Source organism: Marinitoga arctica, from assembly GCF_054657315.1.
Window position 1 is genome coordinate 39,316 of sequence record NZ_BAAHYY010000004.1, and the last position, 23,732, is coordinate 63,047.

Consider the following 23,732-nt stretch of genomic DNA (forward strand, 5'->3'; position numbering starts at 1 on the left):
TTAAGATATAAAACCGCTCGTTTTTTTATTTGTTTTCACCAATTTTCTTTAAGTATTTTATTTCTCTTATAAAAACATATAGCATAAATATGGAAAAAATATAAATCATTACTTTAAATTCAGGAATATCGCCTTCACTTGTATAAACTCCAAGCCAACCAAAAACAAATTTTAATAATTCATATATTCCGATCAATAATGATATAATGCCACTTACTACAATATGTGCAGATTTATGATACCATACATTTTTAATATCTTCCCATAATCCTATGAAAGCAATAAGACCTACTGTTATATAAGAAATAAAAATAAAGTTATCATATTTGATATTAATAATTGCCATCAAAAATGAAAGTATTCCAATAACTATTAATAATAATTTCTTATCAATCATAAGAATATTCCTCCCAATATATATACAACATTAGCTATTAAATATGCAACAATTAATGTATAAAATAACTCAAAAAACATCCATTTCCAACTATTTGTTTCTTGTTTAATAACACTTAAAGTAGCAAAACAAGGAATATAAGATAAAACAAAAAATATCAAAGATAAAGCGGCTCTATTTGATAAAATTGATTGTAAAGCATAGGTTATACCATCTTCACCAACGTTTAAAATAGTCATATATGAGGAAGCAACAACTTCTTTTGCAACTGCTCCAAAAATCAATGAGATATTTGTTTGCCAATTCCAACCTAAATGTAAAGTTATTGGTTCAAAAAATTTCCCTATATAAGCTGCGTAAGAATGGGATATATCATTATTATTTGGAAAATACGATAATAACCATATAAATATAGTAGCTATTAGAATTATTCCTCCCGCTTTTTCAAGAAAATGTTTTCCTCTATTCCATGAATATAATATTAAGTTTTTAAAAGTCGGCATTCTAAATCTTGGCAATTCTATGGTAAATGGCACTTCTTCACCTTTAATAAAAAATAGTTGCAATATTTTTGCTGAAATTAATACTAGAATAATACTCGAAATATATACTAGTAGCAATATTGTTGCGGCATTTTCACTAAAAAAAGCACTTATTAAAAGAATAAAAACTGGTAATCTTGCTGAACAAGATGCAAAAGGAATACTTAATATTAAAGCCATTCTTTCTTTTTTATTTGCTATAGTTTTTGTAGACATAATAGCCGGAACACTACATCCAAATCCTAAAATTATTGACATAAATGACCTTCCGCTAAGTCCAAACTTTCTAACTAATTTATCCACTAAAAATGCTGCTCTAGGTAAATAACCGGATTCTTCTAAAAAACCCATAAAAAAGAATAAAACAAATAATTGAGGTAAAAAAACTAAAACTCCTCCAACACCTCCAATAATTCCATCAACGATTAGAGAATTTACCCATGGAATAGTTATTTTTCCATCAATTAAATTTCCTAATTTACTAAAACTTATATCTATCAGATCAGAAAGCGGACTTGCTATATTGAATGTTAATGAAAAAACAAAATATAAAGCAACTATATATATTAATAATCCCAATATTTTATGTGTCATTACATGGTCCAATATATCTCTCATAGCCCAACTTCTACCTTTTTCAATAACTGAACTTTTAACTAATGATGAGATAAAACCAAACTTCCAATTCATATATTCTTTTTTTAAAGTATTAATATTAAATTTCTCATTAATATCTTTAAGTAATTTTTCGGGATAATGAAAATTTTTACTTCCAAATTCTAAATAATACATTGCTAACCATCGTTTATCATAAGATTTTAAGAAATCATAATCATCCAATTTTTTAGAAAAATATTTTATATAACTGTTAATTAAATCCGTATACATAAAGTTTCTTGTAGTTAAATTTTTCTTTTCAGCTGTTTTATGAATATATTCTAACAAAATATCTATTCCTATATTTTTTTTAGCTGAAGTTAAAACTACCGGTATATTAAGTGTTTTTGATATAAAATTTGGATTTATCACTTTACCTTTAGATTCAGCTTCATCAATTGAGTTTATAGCTAATATAACAGGAAGATTCATCTCTAAAATTTGTACTAAAAGATACATTGATCTTTCCAAGTTTAATGCATCAGCAACTACTATAACCACATCAGGAGATTCATTAGTTAAATAATCTCTAGCTACTTTTTCATCATCACTTTGAGCTGATAGCGTATAAATACCTGGTAAATCTACCAATTTAAAATTATGTCCTTTATATTTAAAAGCTCCAACTTTTTTTTCTACTGTTACTCCTGGCCAATTTGCAATATACTGTCTACTACCAGTAATTATATTAAAAATAGATGTTTTTCCAACATTAGGATTTCCTATTATAGCCACTTCAAATGTCATAATCAACCTCCGCAACTTTTTTTATTACAATAACCTTTTATTGGGCAATCATTACATTTTAGATTCATAGTATCAAATGTATTTATTTTTATCCCATCAGAAAGCAAAAATGGAAAAACAATCTCCCATTCTTGTTCAGACAAATTAAATTTTCTTTTTATTTCATCAGTGGATATAAACTCTTTTTTACTTTTAATATATTCTATAATTTCATTTATCATATATACCTCACAATTTCTTTTTACTAATATTTTTTTACTAATATTTTTTTAGATTTTCCTTTTCCAAAAATTAATTCTTTATTATTAACATTTATAATTACTTTTCCAAAATTATTATTTAATACTTTTATCTTTGTTCCTGGATAAATATTTAATCTTTCCATTTCTTTTTTAAAAATGATCCCGCCTTTAATTAAAAATATCCGATAATCTCCAGGTTTACTTTCATATAAAGATAGTATTTCTTCTGTAACCTCTACAAATATTTTTTCAGCTTCATTTTTTCTGATCATAATTTTATTATCTTCTATTTTAAATACCATAGGGTCTCCAAAAGGTGATTCGTGAACATATAATATCTTTTTACCCGGTATCATTCCTAAAGCAATAAAACGTTCTTTTATTTCATCTTCAAATTCTAATCTTACAATTATTCCTTCCATACCTACTTTAAGGCTACTTAATGGCACAATCACACTATCTCCTCCTGAGTTAGTGATATTTTTCGTTTTTATTATATCCTAACTCTGTTAAAAATAATCAGGCTATAATAAAATATGATATTAATTAATAAAATTTTTATTATGAAATTTAACATATATTATTATAAAAATTTGCTAATTTAAAATATATTTTTCTTGATGAAAACATATTTCACTTATTATAATGTCTTATTAATATATTCTATAATTTCTTCTAATTCTTTAATTTTTTCTTCAATTTCTCTTGGATTATCAGAATACGCAGCATCTCTTACACATGTTTCAAGATGTTCTTTCAGAATTTGCGAGTTCGCTTTTTTCAACAAAGAAATAGAAGCTAATATTTGTTTTGAAATATCTATGCAATATCTACTATCTTCTATCATTTTTATAACTGCTTCAACCTGACCTCTTGCAGTTCTTAAGACATTCAAAGTTTTTTTGTGTTTCATGTGATGATTATGAGCATTTTTTTCCACTTTTATCCCTCCTAATTTTATTCTTTATTAGTTATCTATTATATTATATACTATTTTTATTTATTTTATATGTTGCTAAATAAAAATTTTGTGGTATGATAAAATAGAAAAAGAAAAATAAAGAGGGAGGTCTATTATGAAAGAATATTTGAAATATCCAAAAGACATATTAATATCCAGTATATTTTTTTTGTTATTACCTTTTTTAATGATTCCTAGTTGGGTGTATGAGTATTCAACACAAAAACATCTTGTTTTTTCTTTGTTTTATACAATTATGTTTTTTTATTATTTTTATAAAATAAAAAAAGAAAAATATGAAATACATTATTCCTTAAATCATATTTATTTTTCTTTGTTTGGTTTAGCTACAATTCTTTCACTAATTAGTGTTTATATACAAAATAAATATTATTTTAGATATTCTTTTGAAGTCTCTTTTTATACAATAATGATTGTTTTTGTATCTTATATATTAACAAATAGATTTGGGAAGAAATTTGAATATATTGAATCCGCTTTATTTATATTTTTAATAACAGGATTTATTATAGGTTTTGATGGATTATTAAATAAATTTTTTGGATTTGACATATTTTTTGGAAAATACGGAGATCCTTCTCAAAGAATTACGTTAAGAACTACAATTGGAAATCCAAATTTTGTATCAGATTATATGGGACAAATGATACCTATAGGAGTTTATTTTGCATTATCTAAAAAATCTAATTTATATAAAAAAATATTTTCGATAATTTCTATTTTTATAATGTTTTGGGTATTATTATTTGCTCAAACTCGATCTATATATCTTTCATTTTTTTTAGGAATGACAATTTTCACTATATTTTTTACAATTAATATAATAAAAAATAATAATGAAGATAAAAATAAATATATTAAATCAAAAAAATTCATTATACCCCTTTTAATAATAATCTTTATTATTACTTTTTTACTAATAATGTTCAATATTCCTTCTCCTTTTAACAAAGAAGGTGAAGTTGTAGCCTCAAAAAGATTTAGTGCGATGGCTTCAGTTTCATCATGGGATGAAAGAACATTATCATGGTTAGCTGCTGTAGAACAATGGAAGGATAAAAATCATCCTGAAAATAAAATTATTGGTGGTGGTATTGCCACATATCCTGTTTATGCAGTAAGATATATGGCTGATATTCAAGAAAAAAATCCTGAAAAATTTTATTATGCATGGAATAATTTCAAAAGAGCTCATAATGACTATTTACAAGTTTTAGGAGAAACTGGAATTTTTGGTTTTATTGCAATAATAATGCTTTTACTTGGATTAATTACTATATTTTTAAAAAGAGTATTTAAAATAAAAGACTTTGACAAGTCTCTATTATTTATCCTTTTTTCATGGAGTTTAACTATCGTTGCTATTCATTCATTTACAGAATTTCCAATGCATTTACACCCTAACATAATGTCTGCTTTATTTATTGTTTCTGTAGCTCTATCAGAACAATTTGGTGAAACTAGAAAGTTTTCATTTAATAAAACATCTCTTAAAACAATTTTTGTAATATTTATATTAATAGGAGTAATAGTTTCATATTTAAAAATACAATCTACTGCTGCTGAAGTTTATTTTAAAATTGGTAATACCGAATATATGAAAATTGATGCTTATGAAAATGTAGTTAAAAACCAAATACCGAATATTCTAAATCAAATTGATAAAAAAATAAATGAATATAAAAATATAAAGGTTACAAATCCTTTAGATTTACAAAGAATTTCAACAGAAATAAAAAATTTAGAAGAACAAAAACAAAAATATCTAGTTGCTAAAAATGATTATGAAAATAAAGCTTTTGATTCATATAAAAATGCTAAAGAATATTTCATAAAATCATTGAAAGCTAATCCGGCTTTTGGAAAGTCTGGTTTCTATTTGGCTCAACTGCTATCAAAAACACCATACAGATTAATGGAACTTGATTATAAAAATTTAGAAAAATATATGAATTTGGAAACTCCTGAATACCAATTTATATTAAAGGATTTTGAAGGAGCTATTGATTTGATGCCATTTAATAGATACCAAATTAGGGATACCATCAAACCATTATATGAACTTTTAAAATCTGAAGAAAATATTCAATTATTACAAGCTTTAGCTTATATACAATCCATACAAGACGAAATAGATCAATTAGAAAGCAATTATACTTCTTTTAATGAAAAAAACGCTTATAGACTAATTGCAAAACTTAATGTTTTAATTTTCCAGAATTTGTCTAATATTGAAAAATATTATAATTCAAATAAAGAAGTTATCGATGTCATATCAAAATTAAAAGAAAGATATTATAATGATTTTGTACATTGGTATAATAAGACTATAGAAATTTTACCAGGTGGTTGGAACAGATTCCCAGAATGGGAAGATGTATATACTGAATATATGAAAATAATGTTTAACTTTAATATATTTTTAGGATATGAAAAAACTATTAATAATATTATAAATATTTCCGAAAAGGAAGGGAAAGCTGATTACTATATGGCAAAAAAATTTAGAGGAATTCCTGATAAATCCTTCGAATTTTTTGAAAGTTTATATTTTCATTTAAAAAGCAAAAATATGGATAATTTAGCAAATGTCTTATCTAAATCTATCGTCGAAAATTATAAATCCGTTTATAATTATTATGTGGATTTTATAGAAAAACACCCTGATTACAGATACAAAGATAGAGTTGAAAATTTTATAAAAATTTACAAATTTTTAAAATGAGAATAGCAATCTTTTTATTGATAACTATAATCCTTTTAAACTCTATAACCTTTTATTTTTATTTAAAAATAAAAAATATGGAATCAATAGAATCTAAATATTCATTATTTGATGCATATATGAAAACAAGATTCTATGATAAACTGATTTTATTTATTTCTAATCATAATGATTTTGAAGAAATTGAATTAAATGGATTATTATTTAAAAGAGAAGGAAATAAAATCGTAATCAAGGAGGAATAATATGAATAGAGCAATAATTGTAGATTCCGGATGCTCTCCAACAGAAAATTGGATTAAAAAATATAATTTAAATTTTATGGGAATGAAAATTTATATTGATGGAAAAGAATACACTGATGGAGTTGATTTAAACCATGAAAAATTTTATAACCTTGTAAAGAATGCAGAGGATATTCACACAGCTCAACCATCACTTAAAGAAATTATGAATATATATGAAGGATTGAAAGAAAAGGGATACGATGAGATTATAGATATTCATTTTTCTTCAAAAATGTCAGGATTATATAACACCGCTTTAATGGCAAAAAATATGTTAAATAATATAAACGTTAAAATTATAGACACTAAAAAAGTTTCAATAGGTGCATCTTTAATTGCTAGAAGAATAGTAGAACTATTATTAGATGAAAATAAAACTTTTGAAGAAGTAGAAAGTTTAATTCCTACAATCATAAGTAATACATTTATGGAATTTTCTGTTCCTACATTAAAATATCTTATAAAAAATGGAAGAATAGGTAAAGCTGCTGGAATGGCTGGAACTCTTTTAAAAATAATACCTGTCCTTGGAGTTGAAGATGGGGAAATTACTCCTTTAACCAAAGTAAGAGGCATTAATAAAGCTTTTAAATTTATGGCTGATAAAGCTTTTGAATTTATTAAAAATAAACCCTATAACATTAAAATATATAAAGTGCATGGTTTTGAAAAAAATATCGAACAAGAAAATATTGTTTTCAATATGTTTATGGAGAAGTTTGAAAAATTAGGATATAACTATGAATTGATTGAAGGGAAAATCTGGCCAACTGTTGCTTGCCATAGTGGTCCTGAAGTATTCGGCCTTGGTGTGTACGGGGAGGAAAAACCTATATAATGCATCTTGAACATTTTTTTGATGAACTAGAATATAAATTAAATCTAGCTTTATCCAAAAAAATATCTCATATGTTTTTTTTCAAAGAACTATATAATTTTTGCAAACAGAACATTGAAATAATCGAAAAAGAAAAGGGCCTAAAAAGTAAAATAGGCTCCTTTTTGGCTTATTACAAACCATTAAAAAATTTACCCGAAGATAGAAGAATAAAACGTATAAAATATGGATTTGATATGATAAAAAAATTAAAAGATCAATATTTAGTGGATGAACCTGAATTTCCTAATAAAGATTTACCATTAAAAACAGATATAAAATTTATAAAAGGTGTTGGAAATAAAAGAGCTTTTTTGATAAGAGATTTAGGAATAAATAATATCGAAGATACTTTTTATTTTTTCCCTCGGAATTATGAGGATAGGAGAAATATAAAATCTATAAATGAATGTTATCATGGTGAAGAATGTTTGGTTATTGGGAAAATAGTAAATTTCGAGGAAAAAAAAATAGGTTCTTTAAAAATCTTATCTTATGTAATTGAAGATAAATATAAATCTATAATGATTTTAACATGGTTTAATCAAAACTTCATAAAAAAAATTTTACAGATAGGTCTTAATATAGCTGTTTTCGGAACTGTAGAAATTGATTTTGGAAAAAAACAAATGAAAAATCCTGATTTTCAAATATTTACGTCAGAAAAAGAAATCAAAACAGGCATTTTGCCTGTTTACCCTCTTAAAAAAGGATTATATCAAAATAGTATGAGAAATATTTTTTCAGAAACAATACAATATACCCATAATGTAAAGGAATTTTTACCTGAAGAAATTATAAAGAAATATCAATTAATTGATTTTCCAAAAAGAATAAAAGGAATACATTTTCCAAAAAGTTTTTATCATCTTGAAAAAGCGAAAAAATCGCTTAAATATGAGGAAATTTTTTTGTTTGAATTCTCAATATTGATTCAAAAACAAAAAATACAATCCAAGGAAGGATTATCAAAAAATATCAAGGGATTGTTAGCAAATAAATTTATTAATTCTTTGCCATTTAAATTAACTAACTCCCAACTAAAAGTTTTTAATGAAATAAGAGAAGATATGAAAAAAAATATACCCATGAATAGATTATTACAAGGTGATGTTGGTTCTGGAAAAACTGTCGTATCAGAATTAGCATTAATAGATAATTTCGAAAGCAACTATCAAGGAGCAATGATGGTTCCAACATCAGTTTTGGCAAAACAACAATATAAAAAAATAAAAAATGAATTCAAAAAATTCGGCATTAATGTTGAATTACTGTTAGGTGAAACAAAGAAGAGTGAAAAAAATAGAATAAAAGAAAAACTTATAAAAAATGAGATAGATGTTATAATAGGAACTCATGCTTTAATACAAGATGATGTTAAATTTAATAATCTTGGATTAGTTGTAATTGATGAACAACATAGATTCGGTGTAAAACAACGTCTTGCTTTAATAGGCAAAGGAAAAATTCCTGATATTTTATTTATGACAGCTACTCCTATTCCCAGAACTCTTGCAATGACTTTATACGGAGATTTAGATGTTTCAATTATAACGGAAATGCCTGCTGGTAGAAAAAAAATAAAGACTGTTCTTGTTAAAGATAATAACATGAATGAAGTTTATAATTTTGTCGAAAAAGAATTAAATATGGGGAATCAAGCATTTTTCGTGTATCCTTTAATAGAAGAATCGGAAACATTAGATTTAAAAGCTGCAAATGATATGTATGAAATTCTAAAATTAAAATTTCCAAAATATGAAATCGGATTATTACATGGAAAAATGTCTCCTGATGAAAAAAATTATATTATGGATAAATTTGTAAATAAAAAATTGCAATTATTGGTTTCTACAACTGTTATTGAAGTTGGTGTTGATATTCCAGATGCTACAATTATGGTTATAGAACATGCAGAACGTTTTGGATTATCTCAATTACATCAATTAAGAGGACGTGTTGGAAGAAGCAAAAAACAAGCATATTGTTTTTTAGTAATAAGTCAAAATACTTCTTCTGAAACAAAGGAAAAATTAAGAAAATTTGCAACCACAACAAATGGTTTTGAAGTGTCTGAAATTGATTTACAGTGGCGTGGCCCTGGAAAATTTTTCGGAACTGAGCAACATGGATTACCTGACTTTAAATTTGTTGATATTTTAAATGATCCAGAATTTATTGATATGGTTAGAAAGGATGTTTTAAGCATCTTGAAAGAAGATCCTGATTTAACTAAACATAATCTTTTAAAAGCTGAAATATATAGACGATATGGAAAAAAATTAAAAATGTTAGATGCGTAGGTGATAATATTGTTAACAATAGAAAATGGATATTTAAAAGGAAGGAAAATAAAAATTGTTCCCGATAAAAGGACAAGATATACTCCTGCAAATATACGAAGGGCTTTATTGAATATTATAGATGTAAAAGATATGAACTCATTAGAAGTTTTTGGTGGTTCTGGTTGTGTATCTTTTGAATTAATAAGCGCTGGTGTTTTAAAATCTACAATAATTGAAGTTTCAAAAAAAGCTTGTTCTACTATAATAAAAAATGCAAAAACTTTACAAATCGATAATAAAATCCATTTAATTTGTTCCGATTTTAGAAAATCTATTGCTAAATTAAATGAAAAATACGATATAATATTTATGGACCCTCCTTTTCAAATGGGATTAGCTTCTGAATCATTGAGCAAAATTATTGAAAATAAAAAAATTTATGATGAAAATACTTTAATTGTTGTTGAGCATTCAAAAAGAGAAATTTTAAATAAAAAATATGATGATCTAATTTTGTTTAAAGAATATAAATATGGAGATATTTTACTGTCTATTTTTTCTAAGGAAGGTGAATAAAATGATTATAGAAAAATATCATATATTTAACGTAGTTGAAAATTTAGTGGAAGATATTACAAATGAAATGTTTAGTATGCCAAATGTTGATATGTGTGTATGTGATAGATGCAAAGCTGATGTAATAGCATTAACATTAAATCATTTACATCCAAAATATGTTGTTACTGAAAAAGGTAGAATACTTTCTGAATTAGAAAATTATACCTTTCAAATGAGAGCAGAAGTATTAACTGAAGTTTTAAAAGCTATGGAAAAAGTAAAGAAAAACCCATCACATCCAAAAGAAGAATCTGTATATAAAAATGTAAATATGGACTTAGAAAACTTGGAAAAACATTTTGAAAATATTAATAAAAAGAAAAATCAAAAATAAGCTGTAAATATCATTCCTAATATTTCATCATTTTGATTGGAAACATATTTTCCCAAATTTAACATCAATAAGCGATTTTCAAGAAATCTAATCTTATTTTCTAATTCTTTTTTTATATCAAAATCTTTTTCGAATTTTACAATTTTTTTTAATTTATCTATTAATAGTTTTAATTTTTCTATTTTTCTATCTCTATACATATTTTTAGAGACATTTTTTGAAACTTTATTATTATTTTCATCATCTATTTTATTTTTATATATTATCATAACTTGAGTTTTCCCTGCTATCGCAGCTAAAAATGAACCCCTTTTTTCCATATTCAATGATATTTTACTATAAACAACATACCCACCGTTTTGGGCGGCATCTTTTTTAAATGCCATTAAATTTCCTGTTTCTTGACTTAATACTCTCATTATACTTAATGACGCTGGGGATGATGATGGTAATCCAGGTTCACCTGGATCTAGCTTATATCCTAACAATGGATTGACTATGTCAGGATTGACTTTCATATTTATCATTTAATCACTCCATAATGATATAATTTATAGCATTCATTTTTCAATTTAGATGCTCACACAAAGAAAAAAGTTCTAAAGAAAAAAGTTACAAATATTTATTTCATAAAATTTGTTTGTTAAAAAATATTTTAAAAGGGTGAAAAAATGAATATTTTTGAAAAGTTAGAAAAAAATTTAAAATCAATTAAAATAAACGGACTAAGAATAAGTTTTACACATATACAAAATAATTTAGATAATGTACATTTATATTCTGAAAAAATTCATTCAAAATATAATCCTGATGCTCTAATAATTTTTGTATTAAATTCTATAACTAATGTATATGGTTTCTCTTTTTGTTATGAAATAAATATAAAAAATATCTTTTCAAAATTTAATGGGAAAGGATCTAAAAATATTTCTCATTTCACAACAAATGAAACAAATATTGAATTTCTAATAAAAAATATCATAGAAGAAATTGTTAAACAATATAATCCTATTTTAAAAGCAAAAGATATTATGTCTTCACCTGTAAGGACAGTTTTATCTAACGAAACTATAGAAAAAGTTTATAAACTCATGATACAAACTGGACATAATGGTTTTCCAGTAATTGAAAAAAACGAATTAATTGGAATAATAACTAAAAAAGATATTGAAAAAGCCATTAATCATGGATTAGGAAAAAATCCTATAAAAAAAATTATATCTAAAAATATTATCGCTGTAACTCCAAATACTTCCATAGAAAAAGTAAGATTCAAAATGATTAAAAATGGGATTGGAAGGTTATTGGTTATAGATGAAAACCATACACTTGTTGGTATAATTACCCGTTCAGACCTGATAAAAGGAAAATTTTTTCATGAATCAAAACCTCAAATTATTATTGAATATGAAGAAGAATTACATAAGTACAACATTTTAAAAAAAATGATTTCTTCTATTCCTCCAAAATATATGAATTTACTAAGACTATTAGGTATATATGGCAGTGAATTGAATATGCCTGTTTATGTAGTTGGAGGATTTGTTAGAGATTTGTTGCTTGGAAGAAAAAATTTTGACATCGATATAGTAGTTGAAGGAGATGGATTAAAATATGCAAAATATGCTGCAAAAAACTTAAGAGTTACTTTCGTTGAACACAGCGAATTTCATACGGGTTCTTTATTTTTCAAAGACAGGTTTAGAATAGATATAGCAACAGCTAGAACAGAATATTACGAAAAACCTGCTGACTTACCTAAAGTAGAATTGAGTACTATAAAAAAAGATTTATATAGACGTGATTTCTCCATAAATGCGATGGCTATAAAACTTAACATTGAAGAGTTTGGAGTATTACTTGATTTTTTTGGATGCAAACGTGATCTCGAGAATGGAATTATTAGAATTTTGTATAATCTAAGTTTTATAGAAGATCCAACTAGAATATTAAGAGCTATACGTTTTGAAAAACGGTTTAATTTTAAGATTGAAGATAGAACATTAGAACTATTAAGAGACGCTGTAAATAGTAATTATATTGAAAAAGTTACAGGTATGAGATTAAGAGAAGAATTCGAAAAAATATTAAATGAAAAAGATATAATAGAAGCTATTGAGGAAATAGGAAATTTGCAGATCTTAGATCATTTATTATTATATTCAAAGTATGACAGAGAAAAAACTAAAAGATTTAGCAAAATATTAGAATTTTATTATTGGCTAAAAAAATATGCTCCAGAATATAATTATAAAGTAAAGTTGTTTCATCTTTTTCTATATCCTTATCTTCTTTTTGAAAACAAACAAGCCGTTTTATATGCTTTTGAAAGATATGGATTGCCTAAAAAATTCCTTAGTAATATAGAAAAGTTGAAAAGCACATTGCCATTGTTAAACACATTAAATTCAAAATCTGCATATTCAGAAATTTATAAATTAGTTGAGTCTTTTGACAATGAATTATTAATTGTTTTGGCAGGTTATTTAGAAAAAGGATTAATGGAGAAATATAAAAAATATTTGTTGAAAATCAAGGACTTTAATCTTGAAATTAATGGTAAAGATATAATGAAAATGGGTATAAAAGGAAGATTAATAGGGAAAATATTAGATGAAATAAAAATGAAAAAACTTGATGATAAAATTCAAAATGAAAAAGAATATTTATTGAAAATTGTGAGGGAATTTAATGAATCAATATAGAGCTTATATGTTAATTGCTTCGATTTTAATATTATTATCAACATTTTTCATAGTTAAAATAATAAACGATTCTTCTGATTTAATAACTGTTGCTTCTATGCAAAAATTACCTTTGGAAATAGAAAACAAAAGCAATAGGATTATTTTTGTTAATGGCGAGAAATTAAACCCCTTAGAAAAAAAAGATATAAACCTTGGGCAAAATGAAAAAATTATTATCACTAATAATACAGGAACTGTTATAATAAAAACGTTCGAAAAAATATATGAAATAAAATTAAAATCTTTCGAGGTGGTGGTTACAAATGGGAAAGATTAAGGACATCGATAGAGTAAATTATGTTATACACTTTTTTTCTGCTGGAAATACTGATTATTGGCTATATCATGAAAATGTTTTAGAAGAATTAAAAAAACATTTTGGAGAAATAGATTATATCTCAGAAGAATTAGACTTCCAAAAATACACATATTATTACAATATGGAGATGGGACAAAATGTAAAAATTAAAGCTCGAATGATCAGCTTTAAAAATCTATATTCACCTGGCTTTTTAGCAGATGCTAAAACTATTACTAATATGATAGAAGCAAAATATGCTGTTAATGGTAAAAGAAAGGTAAATTTAGATATTGGATATATTCATCATATGCAATTTGTTCTTGCGAGCACTAAACCATGGGGAAATAGAATTTATCTTTCAAAAGGAATATATGCAGAAATAACATTAATGTATGTTTATGAACAATGGAAATCTTTTGATCACTCATATCAAAATTTTAAAGATAAAGAATATCAAGATATATTAACTGAAATTAGAAATATGTATCTTGAGAAAAGAAAAAAATGGCTATCTGGAAGGAAATAATATGAAAAGGTTTACACTTATTCTCATTTTATTAAATTTAATTATAAGCTCTTTTAGTTCAGCTAAACTATTATTTCCAAATTCTATAAACTTTTATTTTCAACGATCAAAAAATATAAACTCCGGTATTCAATATACCGGAGTTCCTTTGTTTTTCACTAATGATAAAAATTATAAATCTAACGTACTTTTTGAATTTCCAATTGGATTTGAAAAAAGATTAGAAAATACCGTGTTATTCAATGGCGGAGGTTATTATACATTAGAAAAAGATAAAATCTTTTTTAGTGATTTATATAATGAGTATTATTCATGGATGAATTTTGGTTTTGAGTTTTATCATAACGATGAATTATATGCCAGATTTGTTGCAGATTTCAAAGAGGGAAATAGCCCCTATTTTAAGTATAATAATATAACTATTTTTGATATATACAATGATTTCTCAATTTCAAAAAGAACTACACTAGATATACCTTCATTAAGTTACTTGAGTTTAAAAAATCATAATTGGAGTTTTATTCTCGGTCGAACAAAAATATCTTTAGGGCCATTAAAAAATTCTTTAATACTTTCTGATGCGTCAAAATACTATGAAAATATAAATTTTAAATATACTTTAAAAAATTTTTCTTTTAATACTATTTTTATTTCTATGCAACCAATGCTTACAAAATTAGAATATGAAAAACAATTCTCCACAGAATCAACAATGGCTTTTAAAGAAGTTTTAGTAAATAGGGTAGATTATAATATAGATAAATTTAATGCAGGAATTACACTTTTAAACTTGTATGGAGGCAAAATTCCTTCTAATCCTATTGATACAAAAAATTCTTTATTTGCTGTAGATGCTCAATTACAATTTAGAAATTTCAGATTTTATATTCAAGATGCCTTTAACCCTTTGAAAAATAAAAATAGTTATGGCTATGGAGGAGAAATTTTATTTGAGTTATTTAAAGATGCCTTTCTTTCTATGTTATATGAAAAATATTCTGTAGATCCTGGAATATATGAAGACGAGATACCATATAATAGATTGTACAATAGATCTCTGGAAATCATCAACGAACCTGGCGCTAGATATTTTTATGATTACCCTTTAGGTTTCAAATACGATGAAAATTCGAAAGTTGATTCTTTCCAAACTTATATTTCTTCAGGAAATTTTTTAATGCTATTTGAAAAAGATTGGGGAATTTCATATGGCAATGATTTTTGGAATAGAAAATTAAAAATTTATTTTGATATACCTTATTTAGGTAATCTTGAATTTAAATACATTGATACAAAATATAATGATGAAAATTTTAAAATTTATTCTTTATTTTTATCTATACCATTTAAAATTCAATGAGGTGTATTATGAAAAAATATATATTCATATTCCTAATTTTCATTTTTTCATCTACAATATTTTCTTTTTATTTTGAAAACGATATAGACTATAAAATATATATTTTTAATAAAATATTAAAAGGAGAATCTTTAGAAACTTCTATTTCTCCTTATCCATCGATCCAGGAAAATAATATTAAAACACAAATCAATATTCCCTATTTTTACACTACATATTATCAATTAACACCTATTTTTGAATTAAAAAATAATAATTTTGGATTAAATATCAGTCTTACTAACAATTACTATCTGAAATTAAAACTTTACTATGGAAAAAAAATTAATTCTTTCTGGTATATATTAGGAAGGTATAAAACAGATTGGTCATTGTTAGAACATGGCGTATTTCTTTCTGATTCTCTTCCATATATAGATGGTATTACAGGGGGTTTCACTACAAATTTTCTTTTAGGAGACATGGGAATTTACTTTGGCGCTTATGCTTTTAATCCATATTTAACATCTGAAGAAAAAGAAATACAAAAAATGCACATAGATGGGAATTCTGATAGAAGAAGTATTGGAATAGGTTATGATGATCCTTATAAAACCTTATTAATTCATAGACTTGATCTAAAACCTATAAAAAATTTAAGAATATCTATTAATGAATTAAATTTAATAGGTGGAAAGTTTCCTGATTTGGTTGATTTAAATTTTATGAACATTCTTCACAACACATATGGTGAAGGCTATTCCAATGCTATGTTTGCAGCAGATGGAGAAATATTACTATTAAAAGGATTAAAATTTTATGGAGAATTTGCTATGGATGACTTCGTTGTACCTTTAACAGAATCTGGAGCGGAAGATTATAAACCAACGGCTTTTGCATGGGGATATGGTGCTCAATATGTTTTTAAAATGCTAAACGGATACTTCAATGCAAAAGTTGAAAACTATAAGATTTATTCCTGGATGTATAATAGATGGCAGGAGCTATTAAAATTTACTGGCAGATATATTGATAATAACAATATTTATGATATTCCTATGGGATATGATTACGGAAGTGGTATTGAAAGTCAATTATTTTCTATAGAATATCTAAAAAACAATGTTAATTTCAAATTTATGTTCGAAAGAGTTATTCAGGGCGAAGTAAATTTAAATACATCCTATTTTAATAAAGAATTAAAAGGAAATACAGAAACATGGGAAGGCCCATATGGTAATATTATAGAATATTATTATACAACATTTTATATAAAATATAAAAATTTCAATTCAAACATAAAAATAGAAAATCTTAAAATCAGAGATTATAACTTATATTTTTCATTTATTTTTTAATAAAATAATAGGAGGTTAAAAATGAAAGTAGGATTAATTTTTGGTACAAGACCAGAAGCAATAAAAATGGCACCAGTATATCATACTTTAAAAGAAAATGAAATAGACGCAAAAATTATAGCAACAGCACAACATAGAGAAATGCTTGATCAGGTATTAAATTTATTTGAGATAAAACCAGATTACGATTTAAACGTTATGACACACAGACAAACATTACCGGAACTAACAAAAAACTTGATAGAGAAATTAGATAACATACTTAAAGAAGAAAATTTCGATTATATATTGGTTCAAGGAGATACAACATCAACATTTATTGGAGCATTAATATCTTTTTATTATAAAATACCTGTAGGACATATAGAAGCGGGTTTAAGAACTAACAATATATATAATCCTTTTCCAGAGGAAATGAACAGAAGATTAACCAGTGTAATTAGCTCTATTCATTTCCCCCCAACCAAAAAATCAAAAGAGAATCTTTTAAAAGAAGGAATATCAGAGGAAAATATTTATATAACTGGTAATACAGTTATTGATGCTCTGTTATGGGTTATAGAAAAAAATAAAGATAAAATAGAAAATATACAGGAAAAATATGGATTAAAAAGAAAAAAATATATATTGATGACAATGCATAGAAGAGAAAATTGGGGAATTCCTATGAAAAATGTAATGCAGGCAGTTAAAGAATTTTTAACTAAAAACACAGATATACATTTAGTATTTCCAGTCCATTTAAATCCTGCAGTAAGAGATATAGTTTTTCCTGCATTAGAAGAATTAAATAATACAATTTTAATAGATCCTGTAGAATATCTTGAATTTACTGCTTTAATGGCTGGCTCTTATTTTATAATGACAGATTCTGGTGGAATTCAGGAAGAAGCCCCTGCATTAGGCAAACCTACATTAGTTTTAAGAGAAACTACAGAAAGGCCAGAAGCAATAGAAGCTGGAACAGCTAAATTAATAGGAACTGATAAAGAAAATGTATTGAAATATATGAATAAATTATCTTTCGATTCGGAATATTACTCAAAAATGGCAAAAGCAAAAAATCCATTTGGAGATGGAAAAGCATCAATTAGGATAACAAAAATTCTTTTGAATGACCCTATAGAAGAATTTTTGATCTAAAGAAAATTTAATATTATATAGGTCAGCTATTAATATAGGTCAGCTATTAAGCTGACCTATATATTTCAATATTTATTATAGTTTTCAATCATCTTTGTTAATGAAGGAAAAAGTAGATATTATTTTTCATTTTTCTTTACGACCAAAATTATTTTTCAAAAAATTTTCAGCATCCTCTTTGGCATATCCCAAATTTTCTAATAATTCAATCGCAAATTCTTTATTTATTTTACCTTTAATATATAATTCTAATGTTTTTTGCTCTTCTGGTGTTAATAAATTATTTGTTTTTATTTCTTCCTCTTCAAATACAACATTATTATTTCCTATATTCTTTTTTTCTTTAATAGTTAAATCACCGCTCACACTTTTAAAATCAATAAATCTTTTGGTAGAATGTTCAATTTTTAAAGAAAGATCTGCATACACTTCTCCTGATGGTAAAGTATTTTTATTTAAAAATACTTCCTTTCTACCGGCAACATATAGCTCAACATCTCCAGATACTGTTTTTATTTTCGCTTCTTTAAAATCTTCTACTAAATAATCTATTTCACAATCTCCAGATACTGTTTTTATTTCTAGAGAATAAATAGACGAATTAGCAATTTCTAAATCCCCACTTGTACTATAATATTTAAGATGTTTAATTTTCGAATTATATATTTCTATATCTCCAGATACTGTTTTAGCATTCAATTCATCAAGCATCATTTTATTTAAAGAAATATCTCCACTAATATCGTCGATATTTATAGCTAAGATATTAGAATTAACTTTTAACTTCGCAGATCCTTTTGAACTAAAATTAAAGGAAAACCCAAACATTTTTGATATAAATGAATCAGATTTTTGTTTAATCTTCAAAAACCATATTTCATCTTTTATATAACTTTCTATATCGATATTTTCTGGAAAATCTTCATATTCAAACAAAATTTCTTCATCATTTACTATATCTAAATCCATACCAATGCCACTAAATACAATATATTTAACTTTTTTATCAGGGTTTAAAATTCCATTCATCTTTCCACCTTCTCATTTCTTAATATTTCCTTAGCTTCTTCAGGTGTCAATTCTCCTTTTTCTATTTTTTCTAAAATTTTCAATGTATCTACATTTGTTTTTTCTTCTTTAAATCCCATAGCTCTAACAACACCTTCTAGTCTTGCTTTTGCTGTAGGGTATGAAATACCTATTTCTTTTTGAACATCAGAAAGATTTCCACGATTTTTTATAAAAATTTTCAGAAAATATAATTGTTCATCAGAAAGTTTTGCGAAATCGTCTAAATGGAAATTTCCACTTATAGTAACCTCACAATCTGGGCACTTAAACTCTGAAATAATCAATTCTCCTCCACAAACAGGGCATCGGGTTAACCTTTTCAACTTTTTCATTTTATCACCTCTAAATTTTTTATTCTATAAAAATAATACCACTCAACTTAAAAAAAGTCAAGTGGTATTTTATATTTTTTGAATTATTTTTTATATTTTTTAATAAATATAATTATAAATTAAATAATTTTTATTTTATCTCTTAATTTTTCTGATTCTAAAATTTCTTCCATATTTTTTTCACTAACACTTTTTATATAATCTTTTAAGGCAATAACATCAAATCCTTTAACTAATGCTGTTTTTATAGTTTCCAAAACACATATATCTCCAGCTAATCCTAAAATAATTAATTTCTTGATATTATGTTCATTTAAAATATTTTCTAAATTATTTTCTTTTTTAGAATCAAAATCTTCATAAAATGCAGAATAACTATCGGAATTTTCAGAAGTACCTTTTTTTACAAGGAAATCATATGTATTGATGAAAAGTTCATTACCATATGTATTTTTTATACAATGTGGTGGCCATATTTCAAAAGATTTGTGATTTCTTGGGTGATCATCTTTGCTGGCTATTATTAAATATTTTTCATTTTTAGCTTTTAATAAAAAATCATTAACAGACTCAATCCATTTTTCATCAGTACCTTTTACAGGCAATTCATTTGCACACCTTAATGTAAAACCATTTTGACAATCAACGCACAATATGGCAGAATCCTCAGAAAAAAATCCTAAGTTATTTAATCTTTTTATAACTTCCATTTTACCACCTCTTTTTTTATTAAAATTTGAATTTTTGTGATTAGCATTTATTATTATACTACTTATAATATTATAAGAAAAATACGAATATAATGAAAAATTTTTCATTAACTCATAAAATCCTGTATTTTTTTACAATATGACGGGTTTTTAAAAAAAGATAAGTATGGTATAATCAAACATGGAAAAAACTATTCTAAAAGGAGGGCTATTTATGGCAAAAATGATAAGAAAAAATTATTTGTTAGCACCTGGACCAACACCAGTACCTATTGATTTATTATTGGAAGGAGCAAAAGATACAATTCATCATCGAACCCCTCAGTATTTAGAAATTCAAAAAACAGCTTTAGATGGTGCAAAATACATTTTTGGAACTGAAAATCCTGTGTTTATTTTATCTTCATCTGGTACAGGGGCAATGGAAACAGCTGTTGCAAATACTTTAAACCCTGGAGATAAAGCAATAGTAGTTGTTGCTGGAAAATTTGGTGAAAGATGGATGGAAATTTGTAAAGCCTACGGAGTGGATCCGATTGTCGTTGATTTAGAATGGGGGGATTACGTAAAACCAGAAACAATTAAAGAATTATTAGAAAAGAACCCTGATACAAAGGTTGTATTCACAACACTAAGCGAAACATCAACTGGTACTGTTCATCCAATAAAAGAAATTGCCGAAATCGTAAAAGATAAAAATACTATTATTGCTGTAGATGCTATTAGCGGAATGTTAGCTCAACCTTTAAAAATGGATGAATGGAATTTAGATATAGTTGTAACAGGTGTTCAAAAAGGATTTATGATGCCTCCTGGCATTGCATTAATCAGCGTAAGCGAAAAAGCTTGGAAAGTTATTGAAGAAAATAAAAATCATCATTATTATTTTGATTTAAAAGCTTATAAGAAAAAATATCCAGATTCACCTTACACCCCACCAGTAAATTTGGTTTATCAATTAGCAAAATCTGTTCAAATGATTAAAAATGAAGGAATAGAAAATGTTTGGGAAAGACATAGAATAATGGCTGATGCAACAAGAGCTGCTGTTCAGGCCATGGGTCTTGAACTATTCGCAAAAAAACCCGGTAATGTATTAACTTCCATAAAAGTTCCAGAAGGCATTGATGGCGGAAAAATATTAAAATATTTAAGAGATGAAGAAGGAGTCACATTTGCAGGAGGTCAAGCACACTTAAAAGGGAAAATTATAAGAATTGCACATTTAGGTTATATGTCAAAATATGATGTTATTGTTGGAATTAGTGCTTTAGAAATGGCTCTAAAAAAATTTGGTTTTGATGTTGAATTAGGTTCAGGAATTAAAGCTGCTCAAGAAGTATTTTTGAAAGAAGGTGTTTAATATGTGGATACATATCAATGATCCTTTAGCTGAGGAAGCTACTCAAAAATTAATAAATTCATTACCTGAAACAAAAATAACAATTGAACACTTTGAGAAAGACGAACTAAAAGAAAAAGTAAAAGATTTCGATGTTTTAGTTGTTAGAAGCGCTACAAAAGTGACAAGGGACATAATAGAAAATGGTGAAAATTTAAAATTAGTAGCAAGAGCTGGCATGGGATTAGATAATGTTGATTTAGAAGCTGCTAAAGAAAAAGGAATTAAAGTTATAAATACTCCAGGAGCTAATTCTTTATCCGTTGCAGAATTAGTGATTGGATATATTTTATCAATATATAGACATATAGTAACAGGTACTACATCTTTAAGAGATGGAAAATGGGAAAAGAAAAAATTAAAAGGTTTTGAATTAACAGGAAAAACTTTAGGTATTGTAGGATTCGGCCATATAGGTAAATTAGTTAGAAAATTAGTTTCAGGTTTTGATATGGATGTTTTAGTTTTTGATGTTTTTGAAATCCCTGAAGAAGTTCAAAAAGAATATAATGTAAAACAAGTATCTTTCGAAGAACTAATTAAAAACTCTGACATTATTACATTGCATGTTCCTTTAAATGAAAAAACAAAACATTTAATATCAGAAAAAGAATTTGAAAAAATGAAAAACAATGTTGTTATAATAAACGCTGCTCGCGGGGGAGTAATAGACGAAGCTGCATTATTAAAATATCTTGAAAACGGCAAAGTTTTAGGAGCAGGACTAGATGTATTTGAAGAAGAACCTCCTACATCAGAAATACAAATTAAATTATTAAAACATCCTATGGTTGTAGCAACTCCTCATATTGGTGCAACAACCAAAGAAGCTCAAAGAAGAGTTGGATTAGAATTAGTCGACAAAATTGTAGAAATAGTAAAAAATATGTAATTTGTTAAATTATTTTAATATTCTTTGCTATTTTTTGAGTTATAATAACTATAGTTATTTTTATAAATGGAGGTGTTTATGGTGAAAGTATTTGTAGATCAAGATGCATGTATCGGATGTGGAGTATGTGAAAATTTATGTCCAGATGTATTCAAAATTAATGATGAAGGCAAAGCAGAAGCTTTAGTTGCTGAAACAGATTTACCTTGTGCACAAGACGCTGCAGATTCTTGTCCAACACAAGCTATCTCAGTTGAATAATTAAGAATACCTAAGGCTAGCTTCGGCTAGCCTTTTTATTTTATAATCAATTTAAACTGATATTTTGATATTTTAAGAAAATGTTGTATAATATGTAATGAAATTTAAATATTAATTTGGAGGGGGCATTATGAAAAAAAGCAAGGTTATAGTTGTAACTTCAGGGAAGGGGGGAGTAGGAAAAACTACTGTCTCTGCAAATATTGGGGCTTCTCTAGCTTTAATGGGATATGATGTATGTTTAATTGATGCTGACATAGGCTTAAAGAATTTAGATCTTGTGCTTGGATTGGAAAATCGAATTGTTTATACTATCCTAGATGTTGTAAAAGGTGGAAAATCTCCAGTTGAGGCTGTCGTTAAGCATAAGCAAATCAAAAAATTAAATTTACTTGCTTCTTCACAAATTGCTAATAAAGATATGATTTCTCCTGAAGATATGAAAATGATTGTAAACGAACTTTCGAAGCATTTTGATTATGTGATTGTTGATTCACCTGCCGGAATTGAACGTGGTTTCAAAAATGCTGTTGTTGCTGCTCAACATGCAATTGTAGTAACAACTCCTGAATTAACAGCTATAAGTGATGCAGACAGGGTTATAGGATTATTAGAAAACGAAAAATTTAATGAAGATAATATATCTTTAATAGTCAATAGAGTTAAATTGCATATGATTAATAAAAATGAAATGTTATCTCCTGAAGACATCAGAAATGGTTTAGCAGTAGAATTATTGGGAATAGTTCCGGATAGTGAAGAGATTATAATTGCAACCAACAAAGGAATTCCTATTACCCTTGAAGATAATTCAAAAGTTTCTAGCATATTTGCAAATATTTCAGAGAGAATTGCCGGAAAGGAAAATCCCATAGAAAATGACCTTGAACTCTTAAAAAGCCATTCTAAAAAAGGTCTGAAAGGGTTTCTGCAAAAGATGTTTGGTGGCAGGTGATA

General features: G+C 25.9%; 25 protein-coding genes. 16 read left to right on the forward strand and 9 right to left on the reverse strand.

The genetic code is table 11. The features are described 5' to 3' along the window. Positions 1–25 precede the first annotated feature (25 nt). The 5 genes from ACYQ44_RS01985 to ACYQ44_RS02005 form a co-directional block, all read right to left on the reverse strand. Entirely contained in the window at positions 26–397 is a 372-nt protein-coding gene (locus tag ACYQ44_RS01985) for a hypothetical protein (protein ID WP_459994824.1), read from the reverse strand. Continuing rightward, the gene (gene feoB / locus ACYQ44_RS01990; protein WP_459994825.1) at positions 394–2,343 is read right to left on the reverse strand and encodes a ferrous iron transport protein B; all 1,950 of its coding nucleotides are present in this window, start codon (positions 2,341–2,343) and stop codon (positions 394–396) included. Before feoB ends, ACYQ44_RS01985 begins: the two co-directional genes overlap by 4 nt. Before the next feature lie 2 nt (positions 2,344–2,345). Further along, positions 2,346–2,564, reverse strand: coding sequence for a hypothetical protein (locus ACYQ44_RS01995; protein ID WP_459994826.1), 219 nt, complete (start codon positions 2,562–2,564; stop codon positions 2,346–2,348). Between the two features lie 23 nt (positions 2,565–2,587). Beyond that, complete coding sequence (locus ACYQ44_RS02000) at positions 2,588–3,040, reverse strand: FeoA domain-containing protein (protein WP_459994827.1); 453 nt, start codon at positions 3,038–3,040, stop codon at positions 2,588–2,590. A 185-nt stretch (positions 3,041–3,225) separates the two neighbouring features. After that, positions 3,226–3,498, reverse strand: coding sequence for a metal-sensing transcriptional repressor (locus ACYQ44_RS02005; RefSeq protein WP_459994931.1), 273 nt, complete (start codon positions 3,496–3,498; stop codon positions 3,226–3,228). 163 nt (positions 3,499–3,661) lie between these two features. On the opposite strand from ACYQ44_RS02005, the gene ACYQ44_RS02010 reads away from it, so the two are divergent. From ACYQ44_RS02010 to ACYQ44_RS02035, 6 genes are read left to right on the forward strand one after another with little or no spacing between them, the layout of a single operon-like run. Further along, on the forward strand, positions 3,662–6,292 hold the full coding sequence (locus tag ACYQ44_RS02010) for an O-antigen ligase family protein (protein WP_459994828.1): 2,631 nt from the start codon (positions 3,662–3,664) through the stop codon (positions 6,290–6,292). Continuing rightward, complete coding sequence (locus tag ACYQ44_RS02015) at positions 6,289–6,537, forward strand: hypothetical protein (RefSeq protein WP_459994829.1); 249 nt, start codon at positions 6,289–6,291, stop codon at positions 6,535–6,537. The genes ACYQ44_RS02010 and ACYQ44_RS02015 overlap by 4 nt, the downstream gene beginning before the upstream one ends. A 1-nt stretch (position 6,538) precedes the next feature. After that, positions 6,539–7,417: a DegV family protein gene (locus ACYQ44_RS02020; protein ID WP_459994831.1), complete on the forward strand. Its 879-nt coding sequence runs from the start codon at positions 6,539–6,541 to the stop codon at positions 7,415–7,417. Beyond that, positions 7,417–9,759 (forward strand): ATP-dependent DNA helicase RecG, encoded by a 2,343-nt coding sequence (recG, locus tag ACYQ44_RS02025; protein WP_459994833.1) that lies wholly within the window; start codon positions 7,417–7,419, stop codon positions 9,757–9,759. Before ACYQ44_RS02020 ends, recG begins: the two co-directional genes overlap by 1 nt. Beyond that, entirely contained in the window at positions 9,760–10,317 is a 558-nt protein-coding gene (locus ACYQ44_RS02030; protein ID WP_459994834.1) for an RsmD family RNA methyltransferase, read from the forward strand. Position 10,318: 1 nt separating this feature from the next. Further along, positions 10,319–10,693, forward strand: coding sequence for a late competence development ComFB family protein (locus ACYQ44_RS02035; protein WP_459994835.1), 375 nt, complete (start codon positions 10,319–10,321; stop codon positions 10,691–10,693). On the opposite strand, the gene ACYQ44_RS02040 is transcribed toward ACYQ44_RS02035, so the two are convergent. Further along, complete coding sequence (locus ACYQ44_RS02040; protein ID WP_459994838.1) at positions 10,684–11,220, reverse strand: hypothetical protein; 537 nt, start codon at positions 11,218–11,220, stop codon at positions 10,684–10,686. The genes ACYQ44_RS02035 and ACYQ44_RS02040 overlap by 10 nt on opposite strands. Positions 11,221–11,364: 144 nt before the next feature. Here ACYQ44_RS02040 and ACYQ44_RS02045 point away from each other — a divergent pair, with 144 nt between their 5' ends. Genes ACYQ44_RS02045 through wecB form a run of 6 tightly spaced genes read left to right on the forward strand, consistent with a single transcriptional unit; the run spans position 11,365 to position 18,107 of the window. Further along, entirely contained in the window at positions 11,365–13,398 is a 2,034-nt protein-coding gene (locus ACYQ44_RS02045; RefSeq protein ID WP_459994839.1) for a CBS domain-containing protein, read from the forward strand. Beyond that, positions 13,385–13,717 (forward strand): hypothetical protein, encoded by a 333-nt coding sequence (locus ACYQ44_RS02050; protein WP_459994841.1) that lies wholly within the window; start codon positions 13,385–13,387, stop codon positions 13,715–13,717. The genes ACYQ44_RS02045 and ACYQ44_RS02050 overlap by 14 nt, the downstream gene beginning before the upstream one ends. Beyond that, positions 13,704–14,267: a DUF4416 family protein gene (locus ACYQ44_RS02055; protein ID WP_459994842.1), complete on the forward strand. Its 564-nt coding sequence runs from the start codon at positions 13,704–13,706 to the stop codon at positions 14,265–14,267. The genes ACYQ44_RS02050 and ACYQ44_RS02055 overlap by 14 nt, the downstream gene beginning before the upstream one ends. A gap of 1 nt (position 14,268) precedes the next feature. Next, a complete protein-coding gene (locus ACYQ44_RS02060; RefSeq protein WP_459994843.1) occupies positions 14,269–15,627 on the forward strand; it encodes a hypothetical protein in 1,359 nt (452 codons plus the stop codon). 8 nt (positions 15,628–15,635) lie between these two features. Further along, positions 15,636–16,964 (forward strand): hypothetical protein, encoded by a 1,329-nt coding sequence (locus ACYQ44_RS02065; protein ID WP_459994844.1) that lies wholly within the window; start codon positions 15,636–15,638, stop codon positions 16,962–16,964. A 21-nt stretch (positions 16,965–16,985) separates the two neighbouring features. Further along, the gene (wecB, locus tag ACYQ44_RS02070) at positions 16,986–18,107 is read left to right on the forward strand and encodes a non-hydrolyzing UDP-N-acetylglucosamine 2-epimerase (RefSeq protein ID WP_459994845.1); all 1,122 of its coding nucleotides are present in this window, start codon (positions 16,986–16,988) and stop codon (positions 18,105–18,107) included. 126 nt (positions 18,108–18,233) lie between these two features. Here the strand turns inward: wecB and ACYQ44_RS02075 are convergent, their stop codons facing one another. The 3 genes from ACYQ44_RS02075 to ACYQ44_RS02085 all read right to left on the reverse strand — a co-directional run bounded on the left by ACYQ44_RS02075 (position 18,234) and on the right by ACYQ44_RS02085 (position 20,220). After that, positions 18,234–19,136, reverse strand: a complete 903-nt coding sequence (locus ACYQ44_RS02075; protein ID WP_459994847.1) for a DUF4097 family beta strand repeat-containing protein — start codon at positions 19,134–19,136, stop codon at positions 18,234–18,236. Further along, positions 19,133–19,510: a DUF2089 domain-containing protein gene (locus ACYQ44_RS02080; protein WP_459994848.1), complete on the reverse strand. Its 378-nt coding sequence runs from the start codon at positions 19,508–19,510 to the stop codon at positions 19,133–19,135. The genes ACYQ44_RS02075 and ACYQ44_RS02080 overlap by 4 nt, the downstream gene beginning before the upstream one ends. Positions 19,511–19,629: 119 nt before the next feature. Next, complete coding sequence (locus tag ACYQ44_RS02085) at positions 19,630–20,220, reverse strand: isochorismatase family protein (RefSeq protein ID WP_459994850.1); 591 nt, start codon at positions 20,218–20,220, stop codon at positions 19,630–19,632. A gap of 214 nt (positions 20,221–20,434) precedes the next feature. Between ACYQ44_RS02085 and ACYQ44_RS02090 the strand changes: the two genes are divergently transcribed. The 4 genes from ACYQ44_RS02090 to minD all read left to right on the forward strand — a co-directional run bounded on the left by ACYQ44_RS02090 (position 20,435) and on the right by minD (position 23,730). Continuing rightward, complete coding sequence (locus ACYQ44_RS02090; protein WP_459994851.1) at positions 20,435–21,583, forward strand: pyridoxal-phosphate-dependent aminotransferase family protein; 1,149 nt, start codon at positions 20,435–20,437, stop codon at positions 21,581–21,583. A 1-nt stretch (position 21,584) separates the two neighbouring features. Next, positions 21,585–22,514, forward strand: a complete 930-nt coding sequence (locus ACYQ44_RS02095; protein ID WP_459994853.1) for a D-2-hydroxyacid dehydrogenase — start codon at positions 21,585–21,587, stop codon at positions 22,512–22,514. Between the two features lie 81 nt (positions 22,515–22,595). Further along, entirely contained in the window at positions 22,596–22,775 is a 180-nt protein-coding gene (locus ACYQ44_RS02100; RefSeq protein WP_459994932.1) for a ferredoxin, read from the forward strand. A gap of 130 nt (positions 22,776–22,905) precedes the next feature. Continuing rightward, the gene (minD, locus tag ACYQ44_RS02105) at positions 22,906–23,730 is read left to right on the forward strand and encodes a septum site-determining protein MinD (RefSeq protein WP_459994854.1); all 825 of its coding nucleotides are present in this window, start codon (positions 22,906–22,908) and stop codon (positions 23,728–23,730) included. The last annotated feature ends 2 nt before the right edge of the window (positions 23,731–23,732 follow it).